Here is a 19,306-nt window from a genome sequence, read left to right on the forward strand (position 1 = left end):
TAAAAACAACCTGTTTGCATACTGCAAACAGGTTGTTTAAACTTAACGAGGTTCTACAATTAATTTTATTGCTGTACGTTCTTCCCCATCAATCATGATATCCGTAAACGCTGGGATACAAATCAGGTCCAAACCACTAGGCGCTACAAATCCTCTTGCAATTGCTACTGCCTTTACCGCTTGGTTCAATGCACCTGCACCAATGGCTTGAATTTCTGCTGTTCCGCGTTCGCGAATAACACCTGCAAGTGCACCAGCTACAGAATTAGGGACCGACGTTGCTTTAACTTTTAATATTTCCATTCCGCGTTTCCTCCTCGTTTCTATAAAAAGTATTAGCAATTATTTCACTTTAACTTATATTCACGAGGAATGACACGTATTCCTGCTAAATTTCTGTAATTTTTCTAAAAAATTAAAAAATAATAACTTATCTAAATTTTAATAGGAATTACTCAAAAAATGGCTGATCATCATTAATTAAGATACGCTCAATTTTCTTAGCTTTTCCCGTATTAGGGTCCACATCAATTAGCACCGCACTTAATTGTGTTCTACCATTTGTCACTTCAAATCGTACTGGTAAGTTTGTTAAAAACTTCTTCAATACTGCTTCTCGGTCCATACCTAAAATTCCATCGTACGGTCCTGTCATACCAACATCTGTGATATATGCCGTTCCGCTTGGTAAAATGCGATTATCTGCTGTAGGAACATGCGTATGTGTACCTACTACCGCTGTAGCACGACCATCTACATACCAACCTAACGCTTGTTTTTCGCTTGTAGTTTCCGCATGGAAATCAACAAAAATAATATTCGTACGTTTTTTCGCAATGTTAATTAATTCATCCACTTTACGGAATGGACAATCAATTGGAGGAAGGAATGTACGTCCTTGTAAGTTAATAACTGCAACTTCTGTTCCATTACAGTTCACAAAAATAAGCCCTTTTCCTGGAGTGCCTTCTGGGAAGTTAGCTGGTCTTGCAAGATATTTTGCATCATCAATAAATTCAAATACTTCACGGTTATCCCAAGCGTGATTTCCAAGTGTAACCGCTTGTGCTCCGCATTCTAAAAAGTTTCGGTATATTTTTTCCGTAATTCCACGTCCACCTGCTGCATTTTCCCCATTAATAATGGTTACTGTAGGTGTATATTTCTTCTTTAATGCCGGTACGTATTGTTGAATCATACCTCTACCAGGAGATCCTACTACATCCCCAACAAATAATATTCTCATATGTCTTACCCTTCCTATGTACTACATTTTTTATTACTATAGCTTCAAGTAATTATCTTACAATATATTTATTATAAGTTTGTTTCACTTGTATGCTAGGTATAACTAATTTCCTTTATTTTAACCAATTCCAACACAAAAAAATAAAGTGGTGTTTCACCACTTTATTTTGCGTATTCCACTGCACGTGTTTCACGAATAACAGTTACTTTAATATGCCCTGGGTAATCCAGTTCATTTTCAATACGTTTTCGAATATCACGAGCTAAACGATGAGCTTCTAAATCATCAATTGTATCTGGTTTTACCAAAATACGAACTTCTCGTCCTGCTTGAATTGCGAAAGATTTTTCTACGCCTTCATAAGACTCTGAAATCTCTTCTAACTTTTCAAGACGACGAATATAGTTCTCAAGTGTTTCACTACGAGCTCCAGGTCTTGCAGCTGATAATGCATCTGCTGCTGCAACTAAAACTGCAATGATAGAAGTTGGTTCTGTGTCTCCGTGGTGAGATGCAATACTGTTTATAACTACAGGATGCTCTTTATATTTCGTTGCGAGTTCAACACCAATTTCAACGTGGCTACCTTCTACTTCATGGTCAATCGCTTTACCGATATCATGTAATAGACCAGCACGTCTTGCTAGTTTTTCATCCTCACCAAGCTCTGCTGCCATAAGTCCAGTTAAATATGCAACTTCCATAGAATGTTTTAAGACGTTTTGCCCGTAACTTGTACGGTATTTTAAACGACCTAAAATCTTAATTAAATCTGGATGTAAACCGTGAACACCCACTTCAAACGTTGTTTGCTCTCCGACTTCACGAATATACTCGTCCACTTCACGTCTTGATTTTTCGACCATCTCTTCAATACGCGCTGGGTGAATACGTCCGTCCTGTACCAGTTTATCAAGAGCGATACGAGCTGTTTCACGACGAATTGGGTCGAATCCAGAAAGGATAACCGCTTCTGGTGTATCATCGATAATTAGGTCAATACCTGTTAACGTTTCTAACGTACGAATATTTCGACCTTCACGTCCGATAATACGTCCCTTCATTTCGTCATTTGGAAGATTTACAACCGAAACGGTTGTTTCAGCAACATGATCAGCTGCACATCTCTGCATTGCAAGAGATAAAATCTCTTTCGCTTTCTTATCCGCTTCTTCTTTCGCACGAACTTCACTTTCTTTTACCATTACGGCAATTTCATGAGAAACTTCACTTTCTACTTTACCAAGAATAATTGCTTTCGCTTGTTCGCGTGTCAGATTGGAAATGCGCTCTAATTCTGTTTGTTGCTTTTGAACTAACTCTCCCACTTTGCTTTCCAACTCTTCAATCTGTTGTTGTCTCGCTACAAGAGAATCCTCTTTCTTTTCTAACTGTTGCTCGCGTTTATCGAGCGTTTCGTCTTTACGATCAAGGTTCTCTTCTTTTTGCATTAAACGATTTTCTTGTTTTTGTAATTCGCTTCTACGGTCACGAATTTCTAATTCAGCTTCTGTACGAAGTGTATGAATTTCATCCTTTGCTTCTAAAAGCGCTTCTTTCTTAAGTGCTTCAGCCTCACGATTCGCTTCGTCTAGAATACGTTTCGCTTCATTGGCTGCACCATTAATCTTCGCTTCAGCAATAGACTTTCGAACAAAAAAGCCAACAACTGCACCGACTGTTGCAAGCAAAATGGAGATGAGTATCCAAACTGTACTACTCATGATTTCACCTCCCCTTGCTATGAATGAAAAAAGACTGTCGGCATGTACATTGAATACCAATATACAGCAAAGACCGTCGTCCCGCTTTTTTAAGGGACTTTCTTCATTTCACAATTAAAATGTCATATTATTATTTCGGCAAGATTTAAGTCTTACTCCGAATATTACTTCTCTTCTTGAGAAGAGTGTTTCGTATATAAGAAAAAATATACATTCTCATTGTATCTATCGCAATTTTCATTGTCAAGCGTTGTCTACTTTTACTTTCTTTACCTTCAACTCTAATTTATATAGGAATTTAAAAAGCAGAGAGTATATTATCCTGGAAAACCTTAGTAAATTCTAGTTTATTCATGTAAAACACGCATATATCCCTCTGTACACATAATGTTTTAGATGGATTAAATATTTTATCTCCAACGATATACAACGCTTTCATAATGATACAAAAATAAAAGACACGAAGCCGTGTCTTTTATCCCACTTTAATCAAGAAGACTTGGATCTTCCATATCTTCAGCACCTGAATCTTCGCTAATTCCGTGATGCTCACGAATAAAGAAGGCAATTTCTTCTCTTAAATCCGTATTTTCTTTTAAGAACTGCTTCGAATTTTCACGACCTTGCCCTAAGCGTTCTTCATTATAAGAGTACCAAGCACCGCTCTTTTGAACGATATCAAGTTCAGAAGCCATATCTAAGATTTCACCTTCTCTTGAAATACCTTCTCCGTACATAATATCAACTTCCGCAACACGGAATGGTGGTGCCACTTTATTTTTAACTACTTTTACTTTTGTTTTATTACCAACAATGTCGTTACCTTGTTTTAATTGCTCCGCACGACGTACTTCAAGACGAACAGTTGAATAGAATTTCAACGCACGACCACCTGGAGTTGTTTCTGGCACTATCTATAGATTTTCCATCTCTATAGTCCGGACTATCTCTTCATCTCTTTACAGAGAGCCTTGCACTTCCAGCAGTAGCCTATCATCTGCCGTACCCTACTCAGTTAACTAAAAGTCCTTTTCGGTAGTCTCTACACCTTCCCCATATCACTATGGAGCTTGGCACGGTATTACCCTAAATAATGGTGGGCTTCACCGTTAGCAACTATATGAATAGTTACACCCTTAGGCAATAAGGTTCACAAGGTTTTTTAACATGCTATCACTAGCAAGGGAAACCCATGGTAAACTCCTTAATCTTTTGCAAGACTTTTTCTTTATTTACTAGCTCTTCTTCGTGTATAACAAGATATTTATAACAGCGCTCTTCCATAAATAAAAGCTTTCTTTTATCTCGTTCTTTTATTTTCGAGAGTGAGTGTGCCCATTTCCCATGGACATCTAAACAATATTTTCTACCTAAGTAGAAATCAATAGACCACTTATCGATTCTTTTTTGCTTAATGAACGCCAAATCTAAACTTAACAATATCTCTTCAATTTATTGTTCCAGTAAAGTATCATAATTTTTCTTTCTGACCTTTACATTAAGCTCTTTTCTCCTTTTAGCAACACATGTATCGGATACACCATACTTAACGGCAATTTCAACATGTGATAAATATGGATTTTTCAACTCTTGTTCAACTTCTGCGGTTTTAGGTAAGTAAATCTTCCTATGTCTGTTTCTTTTAACTCCGAGTAGCTTTAATATTTCACCTACTCGCCTTTCATCCAGATTAATTTCTTTACCTATATCTTTTAATTTTCTATCCGCATGTTTAACAATAAAATCCACTTGCCATTGTTCTATGTTTCGATAAGTTCTATTACCAATTGTCACTGCCACTTTAATCACTCCTTATAAGAAACCCCTTATAAAGACTTAGATGAAGAAGACAAATAAAGATTCAAGTACTACACTCTGATTAAGCAACTTGTAGTTGATTTCCGAACATAACCCCAACTTTTTCACGAATTTGGTTAATAAAGATTGCGATTGTTTTTGATTTATTGATTGCACCTGAAAGTTTACGAAGTGCTTGAGACATTAGACGAGCTTGTAAACCTACGTGTGAGTCACCCATGTCTCCTTCAATCTCAGCTTTTGGTACAAGAGCTGCTACAGAGTCAATTACGATAATATCAACCGCACCACTTCGTACAAGTGCTTCTGCGATTTCTAAACCTTGCTCCCCTGTATCAGGTTGTGATAATAGTAATTCATCGATGTTAACACCTAATTTTTGTGCATATACAGGATCCATTGCATGCTCAGCATCGATGAACGCCGCTTGTCCACCTTGGCGCTGTACTTCTGCAATTGCATGTAATGAAACTGTTGTTTTACCTGAACTTTCAGGTCCGTAAATTTCGATAATACGGCCACGTGGGTATCCGCCTACTCCTAGTGCCACATCTAGTGCTAAAGAACCACTAGAAACCGTAGAAACTTTACGCTCTGCTTGTTCTCCTAATTTCATAATTGAACCTTTACCGAATTGCTTCTCTATTTGTTTTAACGCCATATCTAACGCTGCTTGACGATCACTCATTCAAAATTCCTCCTTAACTGAATTGCTAATCTTATTATACCTATTTTCAATTCAATTTGCCAACAAAAATCGAACATTTATTCGATTTTTTTATTTTTCATTAAATATAACCGCATTTAACCATTAAAAAAAGCTAAAAGAGACTTATATCTCTTCTAGCTTTTTATACAAATGATAAAATCCATATTTTGCTGAGCGTTCCCTAATTTGTTGACGACTTCCGCTTAAATTTAGAGGAAAGACTACAGTTGGTTCATCTTTAATCGCCAATCCAACAAATACAGTTCCCGGCTCTTTATGTTCTGAAGCATCTGGTCCTGCTACCCCAGTGAAACTAATTCCGATATCCGCTTTTAATAATTCTCTAACATTTTCAGCAAGATAACGAGCACATTCTTTACTAACTGCACCATCAGTAGACAAGACTTCCTCAGGTACATGTAATACATGTTGCTTCACATCATTATGGTAACAAATGACACCGCCTTTAAATACGGAAGACACACCAGCGTTTTCTGTTACTTGATTACCAAAGAGACCACCTGTTAAACTTTCCGCACACGCTAAAGTTAATCCTTTTTTCTTCAATAACTCTATCGCCTTATAATGTAGAAACTCTTGGTCATACCCGTAGAAAAATTCTCCAACTCTTTCTAAAATCAAATCTTCCACATGCTGAATGAGTTTCTCCGCTTCATGAGCATTTTGATGTTTAGCCGTTAAACGTAATGTCACTTCTCCATCATTGGCAAGCGGGGCGATTGTCGGATTCGTTTGTCCATCAATTAAATCTTGAACTTTCACCTCTAATTGAGATTCCCCAATTCCGAAAAAGCGAAGCACGCGAGAATAAATGTTTTCTCCTGTTGTAAAGTTACGTAAAAAAGGCTCCACATAACTTACATACATCGGCTTCATTTCTTTCGGTGGTCCTGGTAATAAAATATAAACTTTTCCGTTCTTATTTAATCCCATACCAGGTGCCATACCGTGATCATTTGCAAATACAGTCGCTCCATCCAAAACGAGCGCCTGCTTTTTATTATTCTCCGTGAACTCTCTACCTGTTCGCTTAAAGTAATCGCTTATTGATGCTAATGCCTTTTCATCATATACAAGCTCTTCCGCTAAGCTAGACGCTATTGTTTCCTTCGTTAAATCATCTTTTGTCGGTCCTAATCCACCTGTGAAAATAAGCATATCCGCACGTTCTTCTGCAACTTCAATCGCCTGCTGCAGTCGCTTGTTATTATCACCAACTACAGTATGGTAGTACACGTTAATTCCAATTGAAGCTAACTTTTCAGACAAAAACTGGGCGTTCGTATTTGCAATTTGTCCAAGTAATAATTCTGTTCCAACCGCAATAATTTCAGCGTTCATCCCAATTCCCCCATAAACTTCTATTTTGAGTTTACAAAAGCAGCTCTATTTTTCCAGAAATAATCCCATCCTGAAATAACAGTAAAAATTAATGCAATCCATATAAAGATATCAGCAACTGGAATATGGATTAAATTTAAAGGTACATCGTGTAATAAATATGCCGCAATCGCGATGATTTGTGTCCACGTCTTAATTTTCCCTAGCTGATTTGCCGCAACTACTTCCCCTGTTCCAGCAAGTACAAGACGTAAACCAGTGACCGCAAACTCACGGCTTATAATGACAATAACGATCCAAGCAGGTACGTATTGCATCTCAACTAACGTGATAAGTGCCGCTGAAACAAGTAATTTATCAGCTAACGGGTCAAGGAACTTCCCTAAATTCGTTACAAGATTATACTTTCTTGCGTAATGTCCATCAATCCAATCTGTAGCCGAAGCAACAATAAAGATAAGCGCTCCTACTAAGTGTTGAATTGGTAAATCAACATCACCAATTGTGTATGAACCCCAATTAAAGGGTGCTAACATAATTACCATAAAAATTGGAATTAAGCAGATTCTAGATATTGTAATTTTATTTGGTAAATTCACAGCTATTCCTCCATCATATCAAAAACATTTGTTCATTGAAAAAAGTCATCGAAGCGATGACTGTTATTGTGCAGGTTGCTCTATCCCTAGATTTTTAATCAAGAATTTTTGATGATAATTCTCTTCTGGATTCAACGGGAATGTAACCACTTGGCCATTTAATTTAAATTCAACATTCGGTGCACTTCCTATATTAAGGTTTACCACTTTCGCTGTTGATAAATCATATTTTTGAGTTTGACCTTCCTCTATTGTTCCACTAAAGATATCATTTCCTGCCTCATTTTTAATACCTACATAACTTGCACCTTTTGTTGTAATTTCTAATTCTAACGTTTTATTGTTATGAATTTCCAAAGTGGACTCCTTACCAGTTGTCCCAACTACTTTGATTTCTTGTTGTCCTGTTGGTTGCGCTGGTTGTTCTTCTTTCTTTGGCTCTTCTTTTTTCGATTCTTCTTTTTTCGGTTCCTCTTTTTTCGGCTCTTCCGCTTTCACTTCATCTTTCTTCGTATCTAACGGAGAATTTTCCGCTTTTTTAACTTCAATTTTCTCACTTTGAGCATTCGGAACCTTCTCATCACCTTTTCCAGTTAACGCTTGGAAAATAAACCAAATTACCACTCCAACTGCGATTACTAGCAGCGCAACTAAGATTTTCGGCATATGATCTGCAATTGGCCATGATGAAGATTTCTGCATTGTTTCTTGTGTTTTTTGTCCGGTTGACACTTGTGGAACGTCGCGTTTTTCAGATTGTGGTATCGTACTCTGATATTCTACAAGCAGTTCCTCTCCATTTAATCCAACCGCATCTGCGTATTGTTTAATGAATGCACGCGCATAAAAAGCTCCTGGCAATACATCATAATTGCCTTCCTCAATTGCTACTAAATGGCGTTTTTGAATTTTTGTAATCTCATGCAGCTGATCAATAGACAAGCCTTTCGTTCCTCTTGCTTCTTTCAGCTTTTGTCCTAATTCTGTCACTACTAACACCTCAATATTTCTTTAAAAGTCAAACATAGAGAAATTATTTTGCGTACCTTGCTCAATTTCATCTACTAAATTATATTGAATTTCTTCATCATAATCGTTACGCAACTCGATAATATAATCAAAATCATCCAATGTGTATTCTGACTGACTCACAAATACGTCAGGATGTTCCACAACTTTCGTTGCAGGCAATCTCATAATTTCACGAACGAGCTGCCAATGCCTTTCGTTAGCACGCTTTGTTGACACGATTCCATCTAAGATGAAAATATTGTCGTCGCTATACTCATCTTCAATCAATTGACTACGAACAGTTTGCTTAATAAGAGTAGACGATACAAATAACCATCTCTTATTTGCACAAACACTTGCGGCAACAATGGATTCTGTTTTTCCGACACGAGGCATTCCTCGTATACCAATTAGCTTATGGCCTTCTTTTTTCATTATTTCAGCCATAAAGTCTACAAGTAACCCTAATTCATCACGCACAAACCGAAATGTCTTCTTATCATCTGCATCTCGTTGTATGTACCTACCATGTCTAACCGCTAGCTTATCTCTTAGCTTTGGCGGACGATATTTCGTTACCGTTATGTTATCCATCGTATTTAAAATTGATTCTAGTCTAGAGATTTGCTCTTGATTATCACACATAAGGAGTAATCCACGCCTTGCATTATCTACACCATTAATTGTGACAATATTAATGCCGAGCATACCGATTAACGAAGAAACGTCACCAAGCAAGCCAGGTCGGTTTTTATGTATTTCATATTCAAAATACCATTCAATCATCCAAGATCACTCCCCTTGCTTACTTTACACCTACGTACTATATTATATGATTTCACCTTAATAGGGAAGCTAAATGTATAATCTATCCCTTTCAATTATTATACAAAAAAAATAGAGAGGAGAATCCCCTCTCTATTTTTTACTTATGTTGTACAAACTTTACCATTAAGTTTGCGATTGTATGTTGCTCTTGTTCGTCAGCAACTTTCCAAAGTTCAGCTAATAATTTCTCTTGATCGTTGCGTGCTTCTACTTCATTTGCTAAATAATCACCAACACGAAATGCCATATCTGATACAGCACCACCATCAAGACCTTTTCCTTGCGCTTGTTCTAAACGTTCTCCTAAAAAGCTCTTCCATTGATCAAAATTATCTAAAACTGACATGTGTAAGCACCTCACTACTTAGTAATAGAATCATGCTTAATTTGTACAGTTTTTCATTTTTTATGTAAGAAATTTTTAGCAATGCCACCCGCCATTTACTCCAATAATTTGTCCAGTTATATAAGATGCATCTGGTGATACGAGAAATGACACAGTTTTTGCTACTTCTTCCGGTAATCCTAATCGTCCTAACGGAATCTCTTCCGCAATTTCATTCTTATCCTCTTCTGAAAATACGTTTAACATTTCCGTTTCAATTGCACCTGGCGCCACCGCGTTCACTCTTATTCCACTTAATGAAACCTCTTTTGCTAAAGCTTTCACATATGAATTTTGCGCACCTTTTACCATCGAGTAAAGCACTTCACATGACGCGCCAATTTGTCCCCATATAGACGAAACAAGTACAATATTACCGCTTCTCCGTTGAATCATAGATGGCAATGCCATCGATAATAATTTATAGATACTCTTCACTTGAAGTTCTACCATATCATTCAATTCATCGTTCGTTACATCTGTGACGAGTCCAAAAATACTCTTCCCAGCTGCATATACGATAACATCAACAGGATGTTCAATTTGTTTCCACAATTGCTCTGCTCCATCAGTAGAAGCTAAATTCGCTTGAACAGGAATTACTTCACCCCATTCTTTCTGCAACTCATTCACTTTCTCTTCACTGTTATTATAATGAACATATACTGTATATCCATCTTGAATTAATTGTTTCGAAATAGCAGAGCCAATCCCTCCGCTCCCTCCAGTTACTAATGCATACTTTTTCATACAATTCCTCTCTTATCTCAACAAAATCTTTTCCCTACAAATAAATAATACCCTCATCTTACAATTTATCAATGATAAGATGAGGGTATTATTATGAAACCTTTTATTTTTTTGGTAACACTTGACAAACGCTCATTTTTTCTTCTGATAATAATAATTTTGCTACTTCTTGTAAATCTTGAACAGTTAAACTTTCTAATACAGTCAATGCATCAAACAGACTCGATTCATTAAACGCATATCGTGTAAATTGATTTGCAATATATTCCGGTGAATTCAAGGAACGTAAAAAGCCACCTATTTTCTTTTTCTTTACTCGTTCTAATGCCGCCTCATCTAATTGATCATAATTTGTATTTAATAAAATACCTTTCAAACGCTCTTCCAGCTCATCAGGTTGCTTCGTATCGCCGCCTACCATTGCAAAACCGAAGTTATTCTCTTCCGTATAATCATACGAGAACGAATCATCAATAAGCCCTTCATTATATAAAGATTCGTAATGAACAGAACTTTTTCCAAATAAATAATCTAAAAGTAACGTAAGCGCAATTTCTTGTTTTAAAAGGGCTTCCCCTTTTTCTTTTAAGTTTGTCGCTTTAATACCAACTAAACATTTCGGTGTTTGTACAGGCATTGAAATAATTTTCTTCTTTTCATTTACCTCATCTGGTTCTTCTTCGAATGAACGGATTATTTCTGGTTGGTTTTTATAATCTTTTTCCGCTTGATTTTCACGTATCAAATCCATCGTTTTCTCTGGATCAATTGCCCCTACAACAAACATTAACATATTGCTTGGATGATAAAACGTTTCATAACATTCATATAGTAGGTCTTTCGTAATTTTACTAATAGACTCGATTGTACCCGCAATATCAATTTTAATCGGGTGCTTTACAAACAAGCTATCAATTAACCCAAAATATAAGCGCCAATCTGGATTATCTTGATACATTTGAATTTCTTGCCCAATGATACCTTTCTCTTTTTCAACTGTTTTTTCAGAAAAGTAAGGCTCTTGTACGAAATTTAACAATGTATTTAAATTTTGTTCTACATTTGATGTACATGAAAAAAGGTAAGCTGTTCTTGTGAATGATGTGAAAGCATTTGCCGATGCCCCTTGTTTACTAAACAATTGGAAGGCATCGTGATCTTCTTTTTCAAATAGTTTATGCTCAAGAAAATGAGCAATCCCATCCGGCACACGAATCATTTCTTCTTTACCTAGTGGTACGAATGTATTATCCACAGAACCATATTTTGTCGTAAACGTTGCAAATGTTTTATTAAATCCTTGCTTCGGTAAAATATATACATCTAATCCATTAGGAAGTTTTTCATAATAGAGTGTCTCTTTTAATTGCTCATAAACAATTTTCTCCATTTATTCTCCCTCCGTTCCGTGTAAAAAGTAAATTGTATCTAATTCAATATTTTTAGCAACTTTCACAATCTCTTCTTTCGTCACACTTTCAATACCTGTAAGCCATTCTTCAACCGGACGCGTACGATCTGAAATAATACCATGATACAGCATTTCCACAAATCCACGCGGTGTATCAATTGCTTCTAATATTTGATTTCGAATAACACTTTTCGTTTGATGCATCTCTTCTTCAGAAAAATCACCATTTTGCATTGCAAGCATTTGCTCTTTAATAATCTCAACAGCTTTTTCATAATTTTTCGCTTCGATCCCTGACATGACAAATAATAAGCCTTTATGACTTTCAAAGCGGGATGCTGCATAGTACGCTAAACTATTTTTTTCACGAACATTAACGAATAACTTTGAATGAGAAAATCCTCCAAACAATCCATTGAACAATTGCAGTGCAAAATAATCTTCGTCTTTATACGTAATAAATGTACGATAACCAATGTGCAGTTTACTTTGTTTTAATTCTTGTTTTTCCACAACTTCTTTTTCTTCATTATTTCTCTTATGAAGAAGTACATTCCTTTCCCTCACAGGACGCGCTGAAATAGAAAAATACTTACTTACAAGATCAACTGCGTTTTCTGAAATATCACCAATAATGTATAGATCCATTTCATCTTCAGCTAACACTTTTTGATAATATTGATACAAACTTTCATTTGTAATAGAAGAAACACTCTCTTTTTTCCCATTTGCGCTTAAGCGATACGGTTCTACTTTGCACATTTCTTCAATTAAACGCTCATTTGCATAACGCATTTTATCATCATAAGTCGCTTCAATTCGTTGCAAGAGCGCTCTCTTTTCACTTTCTACAATAGAAGGCAGAAAACCATTCCCCTCTGTTGCTGGATGTAAAACGATATCCGATAACATAGAAAGCGCTTTTTCAAATAACGGTGGTGCATCATGTAAATATACTTCATTTGCAATGTCTACATAAATAGAGATGATATGATCTTCTCCTTTTTTACTTACATCTACTGCCAAAGAAGATCCGTATAATTCCTCTAAATATTGACGAAGACGAATTACAGAAGGAAGCTTTTCTGTTGCACTTTGCAATACGTATGGCAATAGGGCACGCTCTGTCACCGTCTCCTCATTTAAAGGTGCTTTCAAACGAAATACAAATGTATTTGTTTTATATTTATCAGTTGGAATAATATGTACTCGTAAACCACCTAACTCATGTAACTGTTGTTCCATCAGTTTCATTTATAGCCCTCCTTTACGTATATAGGAATATTCCTCTTCAATATACAGTTTTTAGAAATAAAAAATCAACTTTTCTTCCTCACTATACTTACATTAGGCCCTTTCTAAAAACGGTAATATGTAAGGAACATAGTAAAATTCCGTATTAAATATAGTCTATGTAAAAAAGCCCGCACTAATGTGCGAGCTTTTTTATACTTATCGTTTTCCTTTTTCATAAGGAGTTCCTAATGCTTTCGGAGCTTCAGAACGACCTACAAAACCAACAAGCGCTAATATTGTGAATACATACGGCAATATCGTTAAGAATACACTTGGAATTTCTTTTAGTACTGGAATTGTACCGCCTGTTATTCCTAATGATTGAGCAAATCCGAAGAACAGAGCCGCTCCAAGAGCACCGAGTGGATTCCATTTACCGAAAATCATTGCTGCTAACGCCAAGAAACCTTGTCCAGTAATTGTAGCACCTGAGAAATTACCAGAAATCGACATAGCAAAGACCGCTCCACCAACTCCTGCAAACATTCCAGATATAGCAACTGCAATATAACGCATTTTATATACGTTAATCCCCATCGTATCCGCTGCCATTGGATGCTCACCAACCGCACGAAGACGAAGACCGAACGGCGTTTTATAAATGATATACCAAACGACAAATGCTAAAATAATAGCAATATATGATGTTAACGGTACATTAGAGAAAAAGATTTTTCCGATTACCGGAATATCCGAAAGACCCGGAACATCGATTTTTTCAATGCGGTATTGAATGAAATCAGTTTGTCCTTTGCCAAAGATTTTCTTAATCGCAAATACTGTTAAACCAAGTGCTAAGAAGTTAATTGCTACTCCGCTCACTACTTGATCTGCACGGAATGTAATGGATGCTACTGCGTGAAGAAGTGCAAACAATCCACTACCAATTGCTGCAAATAATAATGCAATCCAAGGAGTCATCGATCCCCACGTATCACCCATTAATAACGTTGTAACAATACCAATAAATGCACCAAATAACATTAAACCTTCTAACGCTATATTTACAACTCCAGAACGTTCACTGAACACTCCACCTAACGCCGTAAAAATAAGTGGCGCTGCCGTATATAACGTACCCGTCACAAGAATGGCTAAAATATCTAAAAAGCTCATTTATTTCCCCTCCTTGCTCATGCGTGTAAGTGCCCAGCGTAAAACATAACTGCACGCTACAAAGAAAATAATACATGCAATAATAACGTTAATTAACTCCGAAGGTACATCTGCTTCGAAATTCATTTGTGGTGCTGCACTTTTCAAACCACCAAACAGTAAAGCTGCTAATAGTATACCAAATGGATTATTTCCGCCTAAAAGTGCTACCGCAATCCCATCAAATCCAATACCAGTAAACGAAGACATTGCTGTCATACTTTGGAATGTCCCTAATCCTTCCATAGCTCCACCAATTCCTGCAAAAGCACCAGCAATTGTCATTGATAATACAACATTACGCGATACTTTCATTCCTGCGTATTGAGAGGCATTTTGGTTAAAACCAACCGATTTTAATTCATACCCTAACGTTGTTCTATCTAATAAGAACCACATTACAATCGCAATGAGAATAGCCACAACAATTCCCCAGTGTAAACGAGATCCATCTGTCAATGAAGATAACCAATCAGAAGCTAACGAAGCACTTGCTTGTACGTCATAAGATTTTTCATTACCTTCGTGGATAAAACGTTTAATAAGATCATACGTAACATAAAGTGCAATGTAGTTCATCATAATTGTAACAATTACTTCATTTACTTTAAGTTTCCCTTTTAAATATCCAGGTATAAAACCCCATAAACCGCCGACAATTGCCGCCACTAAAATAGATAACGGAATATGCAAAATTGCTGGTAACGACACTGCATATCCAAACCAAACAGCAGCGAGCCACCCAACTAATAACTGTCCTTCCACCCCAATATTGAAAAGACCTGTACGAAATGCAAATGCTACTGAAAGACCAGCTAATACAAGCGGAATCATCGTACGCAACGTCTCACCGATAGCTTGTGGATTGCCAACCATCCCTTCCCAAAGCGCGGCATATCCAACAATTGGATCATATCCACTAACTAACATTACAATGGCACCAACAAGTAAACCGAAAACTACGGATAACACAGGTACTAAAATATTAATTGTTCGTTCTGTTAAAAATTTTTTAGCCATTTGTGTTCACCTTCTCTTTCCCTGTCCCGCCGGCCATTAATAATCCAAGCTGTTGTTCGTTTGTCTCTTTTGCATCCACAATTGCTACAATTTTCCCTTCATATATAACAGCCACTCGATCACTTACATTTAAAATTTCATCCAGCTCTAAAGATAAAAGCAATACTGCCTTACCATTATCTCTCTGCTCAATTAATTTTTTATGAATAAATTCAATCGCACCTACATCTAAACCACGTGTCGGCTGTGCTGCAATTAGTAAATCTGGATTACGATCTACTTCACGTGCAATAATTGCCTTTTGCTGGTTTCCACCAGATAGAGCGCGAGCTAACGTTTGTTCACTAGGTGTACGTACATCAAACTGTTCAATAAGTGCTTTCGCTTTTTCTGTAATTTTACTAAAATTTAAAATCCCTTTCTTTGAAAATGGATTTTTATAGTATGTTTGTAAAACAATATTGTCCCGAACAGAAAAATCGAGAACAAGTCCGTGTTTATGACGGTCTTCAGGAATATGACCAATCCCCTCTTCTGTTATTCTTCGCACAGGCCAATTCGTTATTTCTTTTCCTTTAATTGCAATAGAACCTGACTCAACTTTTCGTAAACCAGTAATCGCCTCTATTAATTCACTTTGACCATTTCCATCAATCCCTGCAATCCCAACGATTTCTCCTGCACGAACAGTTAAGTCAAGGCCTTTTACAGCAGGTAACTTGCGCGTATCATGAACAATTAGGTTTGCAATAGATAGTACTTCTTCCATTGGTTTAGCTTCTATTTTTTCTGTTTTAAAATTCACTTGACGTCCGACCATTAACTCTGCAAGTTTATGCTCATCCGTTTCCGCTACATCAACAGTACCAATCCCCTTACCTTTACGAATAATTGTACAACGATCGCAAACTTCCATAATTTCTTTCAACTTATGTGTAATAAGGATAATAGATTTCCCCTCTTGCACAAGCTTTTTCATAATTTGAATCAACTCATGAATTTCTTGAGGAGTTAACACCGCGGTTGGCTCATCAAATATTAAAATCTCAGCACCACGATAAAGAGTCTTTAATATTTCAACCCTTTGCTGCATCCCAACAGAAATATCTTCAATTTTCGCATGTGGATCAACAGCCAAACCATACTGTTCAGATAATTGCTTAATTTCTTTTGCCGCTTCTTCAACAGCAATTTTCCCGTTTTTCTTCGGCTCATTTCCAAGAATAATATTCTCTGTAACTGTAAAATTATGAACAAGCATAAAATGCTGATGGACCATCCCAATACCAAGGTCATTTGCTATATTCGGATTTGTAATTTTTACAGGTTTTCCTTTAATTTTAATTTCACCTTGTTCTGGTTGGTACAAACCAAATAGTACATTCATCAATGTGGATTTCCCTGCACCATTTTCTCCAAGTAAAGCATGTATTTCTCCCTGTTTTACTTGCAGCGTAATATCGTCATTCGCTACAATGCCTGGGAATACTTTTGTAATATTGTTCATCTCAATTACGTATTCCATTTTGTTCCTCCTTTTAGCAGGGAACACTCCCTAATTACACTCTATTAAAAGTATTTTTATATATGCAAAGGTTAGTTCTACGAACTAACCTTTGCTATTTCTCTATTATTATTTCTTTAGAGAAGCTTCATATGTTTTATATTCTTCATCAGTTGCAGGGACTTTAATTTCACCGTCAGTGATTTTCTTCTCAAGCTCTTCTACTTTTGTTAAGATTTCTGGATTTACTTTTTTCACATTGTCAGTAGTTTTCGCAATACCAACACCGTCATCTTTTAATCCGAATTCTTCTACTTTACCGCCTTTTAATTTACCGTCTTTCGCTTCTTGTGCTACTTTTGCTACTGCAATATCAACACGTTTTACCATTGATGTTAAAGTTACGTTTTCAGGCATACCTTCTTGATTTTGGTCACGGTCAACACCGATTACCCAAACGTTTTCACCTTTTTTCTTACGGTTTTTCGCTTCTGTGAATACACCGTTACCAGTTGCACCTGAAGCATGATAAATTACGTCAACTCCACCACCGTACATTGCTGAAGCTAATACAGAGCCTTTTTCTGGTTTATCAAATGCATCAGCATATTGTGATACGATTTCGATATTTGGATTTACTGCTTTTGCACCAGCTTTAAAGCCTGATTCAAATTTTTTAATTAATGGGCTTTTTACACCACCAACAAACCCAACTTTATTTGATTTTGTCGTCATCGCTGCTACAGCACCAACTAGGAATGAACCTTCATGGTCTTTAAATGTAATACTTGTTACGTTTGGCTTCTCTACAACTGTATCTACAATCGCAAATTGCTCTTTTGGATATTGTTCAGCTACCTTTGCAATTGATTTTTCCATTAAGTAACCAATACCAAATGTTGTGTTATAATGATCTTTCGCAAATTTCGTTAAATTCGGGATATAATCCGCATCTTTACTAGATTGAAGATAACGATATCCTTCATTTTTCTTTAAGTCATTGTCTTTACCGAACTTCGTTAAACCTTCCCAAGCTGATTGGTTAAATGATTTGTCATCAACGCCCCCAACATCTGTAACCATACCAACCTTAAACTCTTTTTTGTCGCTACTCGCTTTATCCGAGTTACCACATGCACCTAACACCGCACTTGCTGCTAATGTTAATGATAATAAAAGACCTGTTTTTTTCTTCATACTAGAAACCCCTCCTGAAATGATTTGTCTATTTTTTTATACGCCGCTGTCCCTAACTTCTTGCTGTCACCTCCCTAAAAAGGAACTCACCTACATACGTTTTCTTAATACGTGGAAGCTAAACTTATCAGCTCTAAAGTAATTGATAGAATATAAGATTGGCTCATCATTTTGATCATAGTGCATTTGTTTTAACACTAGCAGTGCCGTTTCCGGTTCACATTCCAAAATCGGTGAGATTTTGGGATGATAGCCAATCGGCTCAATGTGAGCAACTGCGTATGTGATACGTTTGTGCGTATTGTTATGTATCACTGTAAGCAATGATTCTTCGTTGTATCCCGATAAATCTGGCAATATCTCTTTTGCAAGTTTATCGATACAATATACAACAGGTTCCCCATCTGCTGTACGCACACGCTCAATCATCACTGCATTAAAACCATCTTCACTATTAAACTTCTCTTTTTCTTCTTCTGTTAAACTTGTTGTAGATGATGATAAAAAGATAGTTCCTGGTGTTTTCCCCACACTAGAAATCATATCTGTAATACTAGAAAGTTGTTCAATCCCAGAAGAAAATAACGGCTTTGCATTTACAAATGTTCCTACACCATGTCTACGAATGACAACATTTTCTTCTTCTAAAATACGCAGCGCTTCTCTTAAAGTCGCTCTACTTACACCAAGTTCTTTCGCTAAATCAAACTCTGATGGTAACTTTTGTCTTTCTTTGTAAGCCCCATCTTTAATTTTTTCTTTGATGTGATCAATCACCCGTAAATATAGGTGACGACTATCAGATTTTACTGACATAAGACTCCCCCGCATTTCAATTATTCGACCTCTGATGTAAGACTTCTTTTCTCTTTTTTCAACTTACAACATAATAAAAATTGCTAAATACTAAAAACAGGCATAATTGTCGAATAAATATTAATAATTTTTTAAGATGAAATTTTCACTCTTTACTGCATAAAAAAAACTTTGCACCACAAACATTCCTCATAGCGAGAAAAAGTTCGGCACAAAGATCTCTTACATCCTTTGTTACACACTTTTCCCCTCATAGTCTAGCAATTCATGGTTGCCAGGTAGAAACTTATGGACCTTATCTCCAAGATTATATGAGGCAGTGATTCTTTTCGAAGTAATCTTACCACTTGCTCCCATACGTGTCAACAAAATTTAACATTTTTCTACATTAAATATCGAACGTTCACAAAAAACCACACCAAAGTATTCGTATTCTAAAGAATCACCTTAAATGTAAGCCCTTTCTTTATTG

Annotated in this window: 16 protein-coding genes, 3 pseudogenes and 1 riboswitch; all 19 genes and pseudogenes read right to left on the reverse strand. The window is 36.4% G+C overall.

Annotated features, from left to right (window positions below; genetic code table 11):
* Positions 1-42: 42 nt before the first annotated feature.
* A complete protein-coding gene (gene spoVS, locus MR147_RS15095) occupies positions 43-303 on the reverse strand; it encodes a stage V sporulation protein SpoVS (protein ID WP_000404341.1) in 261 nt (86 codons plus the stop codon).
* Positions 304-451: 148 nt separating this feature from the next.
* Complete coding sequence (locus tag MR147_RS15100; protein ID WP_001221095.1) at positions 452-1,246, reverse strand: TIGR00282 family metallophosphoesterase; 795 nt, start codon at positions 1,244-1,246, stop codon at positions 452-454.
* Positions 1,247-1,410: 164 nt separating this feature from the next.
* Complete coding sequence (gene rny / locus MR147_RS15105) at positions 1,411-2,973, reverse strand: ribonuclease Y (protein WP_000099774.1); 1,563 nt, start codon at positions 2,971-2,973, stop codon at positions 1,411-1,413.
* Positions 2,974-3,458: 485 nt separating this feature from the next.
* Positions 3,459-3,881 (reverse strand): annotated as a pseudogene (locus tag MR147_RS15110) (recombinase RecA family protein); the annotation flags it as partial.
* 268 nt (positions 3,882-4,149) lie between these two features.
* Positions 4,150-4,773, reverse strand: a pseudogene (locus MR147_RS15115) (PDDEXK family nuclease).
* A 97-nt stretch (positions 4,774-4,870) separates the two neighbouring features.
* Positions 4,871-5,479: pseudogene (gene recA / locus MR147_RS15120) on the reverse strand (recombinase RecA); the annotation flags it as partial.
* A gap of 144 nt (positions 5,480-5,623) precedes the next feature.
* A complete protein-coding gene (gene cinA / locus MR147_RS15125) occupies positions 5,624-6,862 on the reverse strand; it encodes a competence/damage-inducible protein CinA (RefSeq protein WP_061131608.1) in 1,239 nt (412 codons plus the stop codon).
* A 20-nt stretch (positions 6,863-6,882) separates the two neighbouring features.
* Positions 6,883-7,461 (reverse strand): CDP-diacylglycerol--glycerol-3-phosphate 3-phosphatidyltransferase, encoded by a 579-nt coding sequence (gene pgsA / locus MR147_RS15130; protein ID WP_242304493.1) that lies wholly within the window; start codon positions 7,459-7,461, stop codon positions 6,883-6,885.
* Positions 7,462-7,524: 63 nt separating this feature from the next.
* The gene (locus MR147_RS15135) at positions 7,525-8,451 is read right to left on the reverse strand and encodes a helix-turn-helix domain-containing protein (protein WP_000137486.1); all 927 of its coding nucleotides are present in this window, start codon (positions 8,449-8,451) and stop codon (positions 7,525-7,527) included.
* 21 nt (positions 8,452-8,472) lie between these two features.
* Complete coding sequence (locus MR147_RS15140; RefSeq protein ID WP_000574107.1) at positions 8,473-9,258, reverse strand: DUF3388 domain-containing protein; 786 nt, start codon at positions 9,256-9,258, stop codon at positions 8,473-8,475.
* Positions 9,259-9,397: 139 nt separating this feature from the next.
* Positions 9,398-9,646 (reverse strand): DUF3243 domain-containing protein, encoded by a 249-nt coding sequence (locus MR147_RS15145; protein ID WP_000114454.1) that lies wholly within the window; start codon positions 9,644-9,646, stop codon positions 9,398-9,400.
* A gap of 75 nt (positions 9,647-9,721) precedes the next feature.
* Positions 9,722-10,435, reverse strand: a complete 714-nt coding sequence (gene ymfI / locus MR147_RS15150) for an elongation factor P 5-aminopentanone reductase (RefSeq protein ID WP_242304495.1) — start codon at positions 10,433-10,435, stop codon at positions 9,722-9,724.
* 103 nt (positions 10,436-10,538) lie between these two features.
* A complete protein-coding gene (gene yfmH / locus MR147_RS15155) occupies positions 10,539-11,825 on the reverse strand; it encodes an EF-P 5-aminopentanol modification-associated protein YfmH (RefSeq protein ID WP_070806753.1) in 1,287 nt (428 codons plus the stop codon).
* Complete coding sequence (yfmF, locus tag MR147_RS15160) at positions 11,826-13,100, reverse strand: EF-P 5-aminopentanol modification-associated protein YfmF (RefSeq protein ID WP_046198511.1); 1,275 nt, start codon at positions 13,098-13,100, stop codon at positions 11,826-11,828.
* 198 nt (positions 13,101-13,298) lie between these two features.
* Positions 13,299-14,258 carry an ABC transporter permease gene (locus MR147_RS15165; RefSeq protein ID WP_000008842.1) on the reverse strand — a complete coding sequence of 320 codons (960 nt, stop codon included), beginning with the start codon at positions 14,256-14,258 and terminating at the stop codon, positions 13,299-13,301.
* Positions 14,259-15,317, reverse strand: coding sequence for an ABC transporter permease (locus MR147_RS15170; RefSeq protein ID WP_074606238.1), 1,059 nt, complete (start codon positions 15,315-15,317; stop codon positions 14,259-14,261).
* Positions 15,310-16,842: an ABC transporter ATP-binding protein gene (locus MR147_RS15175; RefSeq protein ID WP_000456919.1), complete on the reverse strand. Its 1,533-nt coding sequence runs from the start codon at positions 16,840-16,842 to the stop codon at positions 15,310-15,312. Before MR147_RS15175 ends, MR147_RS15170 begins: the two co-directional genes overlap by 8 nt.
* A gap of 108 nt (positions 16,843-16,950) precedes the next feature.
* A complete protein-coding gene (locus tag MR147_RS15180; RefSeq protein WP_242304498.1) occupies positions 16,951-18,018 on the reverse strand; it encodes a BMP family lipoprotein in 1,068 nt (355 codons plus the stop codon).
* Between the two features lie 90 nt (positions 18,019-18,108).
* A complete protein-coding gene (locus tag MR147_RS15185; protein WP_000114176.1) occupies positions 18,109-18,834 on the reverse strand; it encodes a GntR family transcriptional regulator in 726 nt (241 codons plus the stop codon).
* A gap of 233 nt (positions 18,835-19,067) precedes the next feature.
* Positions 19,068-19,169, reverse strand: a riboswitch (purine riboswitch).
* Positions 19,170-19,306 lie beyond the last annotated feature (137 nt).

The organism is Bacillus cereus group sp. BfR-BA-01350 (genome assembly GCF_022663775.1).
GTDB classification, from domain to species: domain Bacteria; phylum Bacillota; class Bacilli; order Bacillales; family Bacillaceae_G; genus Bacillus_A; species Bacillus_A paranthracis.

Bases quoted from the DNA above. Each gene is read 5' to 3' on its own strand.
- yfmF (WP_046198511.1), bottom strand. From the start codon at position 13,100: ATGAAACTGATGGAACAACAGTTACATGAGTTAGGTGGTTTACGAGTA.
- MR147_RS15185 (WP_000114176.1), bottom strand. From the start codon at position 18,834: ATGTCAGTAAAATCTGATAGTCGTCACCTATATTTACGGGTGATTGAT.
- spoVS (WP_000404341.1), bottom strand. From the start codon at position 303: ATGGAAATATTAAAAGTTAAAGCAACGTCGGTCCCTAATTCTGTAGCT.
- MR147_RS15140 (WP_000574107.1), bottom strand. From the start codon at position 9,258: ATGATTGAATGGTATTTTGAATATGAAATACATAAAAACCGACCTGGC.
- ymfI (WP_242304495.1), bottom strand. From the start codon at position 10,435: ATGAAAAAGTATGCATTAGTAACTGGAGGGAGCGGAGGGATTGGCTCT.
- MR147_RS15100 (WP_001221095.1), bottom strand. From the start codon at position 1,246: ATGAGAATATTATTTGTTGGGGATGTAGTAGGATCTCCTGGTAGAGGT.
- MR147_RS15175 (WP_000456919.1), bottom strand. From the start codon at position 16,842: ATGGAATACGTAATTGAGATGAACAATATTACAAAAGTATTCCCAGGC.
- MR147_RS15165 (WP_000008842.1), bottom strand. From the start codon at position 14,258: ATGAGCTTTTTAGATATTTTAGCCATTCTTGTGACGGGTACGTTATAT.
- rny (WP_000099774.1), bottom strand. From the start codon at position 2,973: ATGAGTAGTACAGTTTGGATACTCATCTCCATTTTGCTTGCAACAGTC.
- cinA (WP_061131608.1), bottom strand. From the start codon at position 6,862: ATGAACGCTGAAATTATTGCGGTTGGAACAGAATTATTACTTGGACAA.
- MR147_RS15145 (WP_000114454.1), bottom strand. From the start codon at position 9,646: ATGTCAGTTTTAGATAATTTTGATCAATGGAAGAGCTTTTTAGGAGAA.
- yfmH (WP_070806753.1), bottom strand. From the start codon at position 11,825: ATGGAGAAAATTGTTTATGAGCAATTAAAAGAGACACTCTATTATGAA.
- MR147_RS15180 (WP_242304498.1), bottom strand. From the start codon at position 18,018: ATGAAGAAAAAAACAGGTCTTTTATTATCATTAACATTAGCAGCAAGT.
- MR147_RS15170 (WP_074606238.1), bottom strand. From the start codon at position 15,317: ATGGCTAAAAAATTTTTAACAGAACGAACAATTAATATTTTAGTACCT.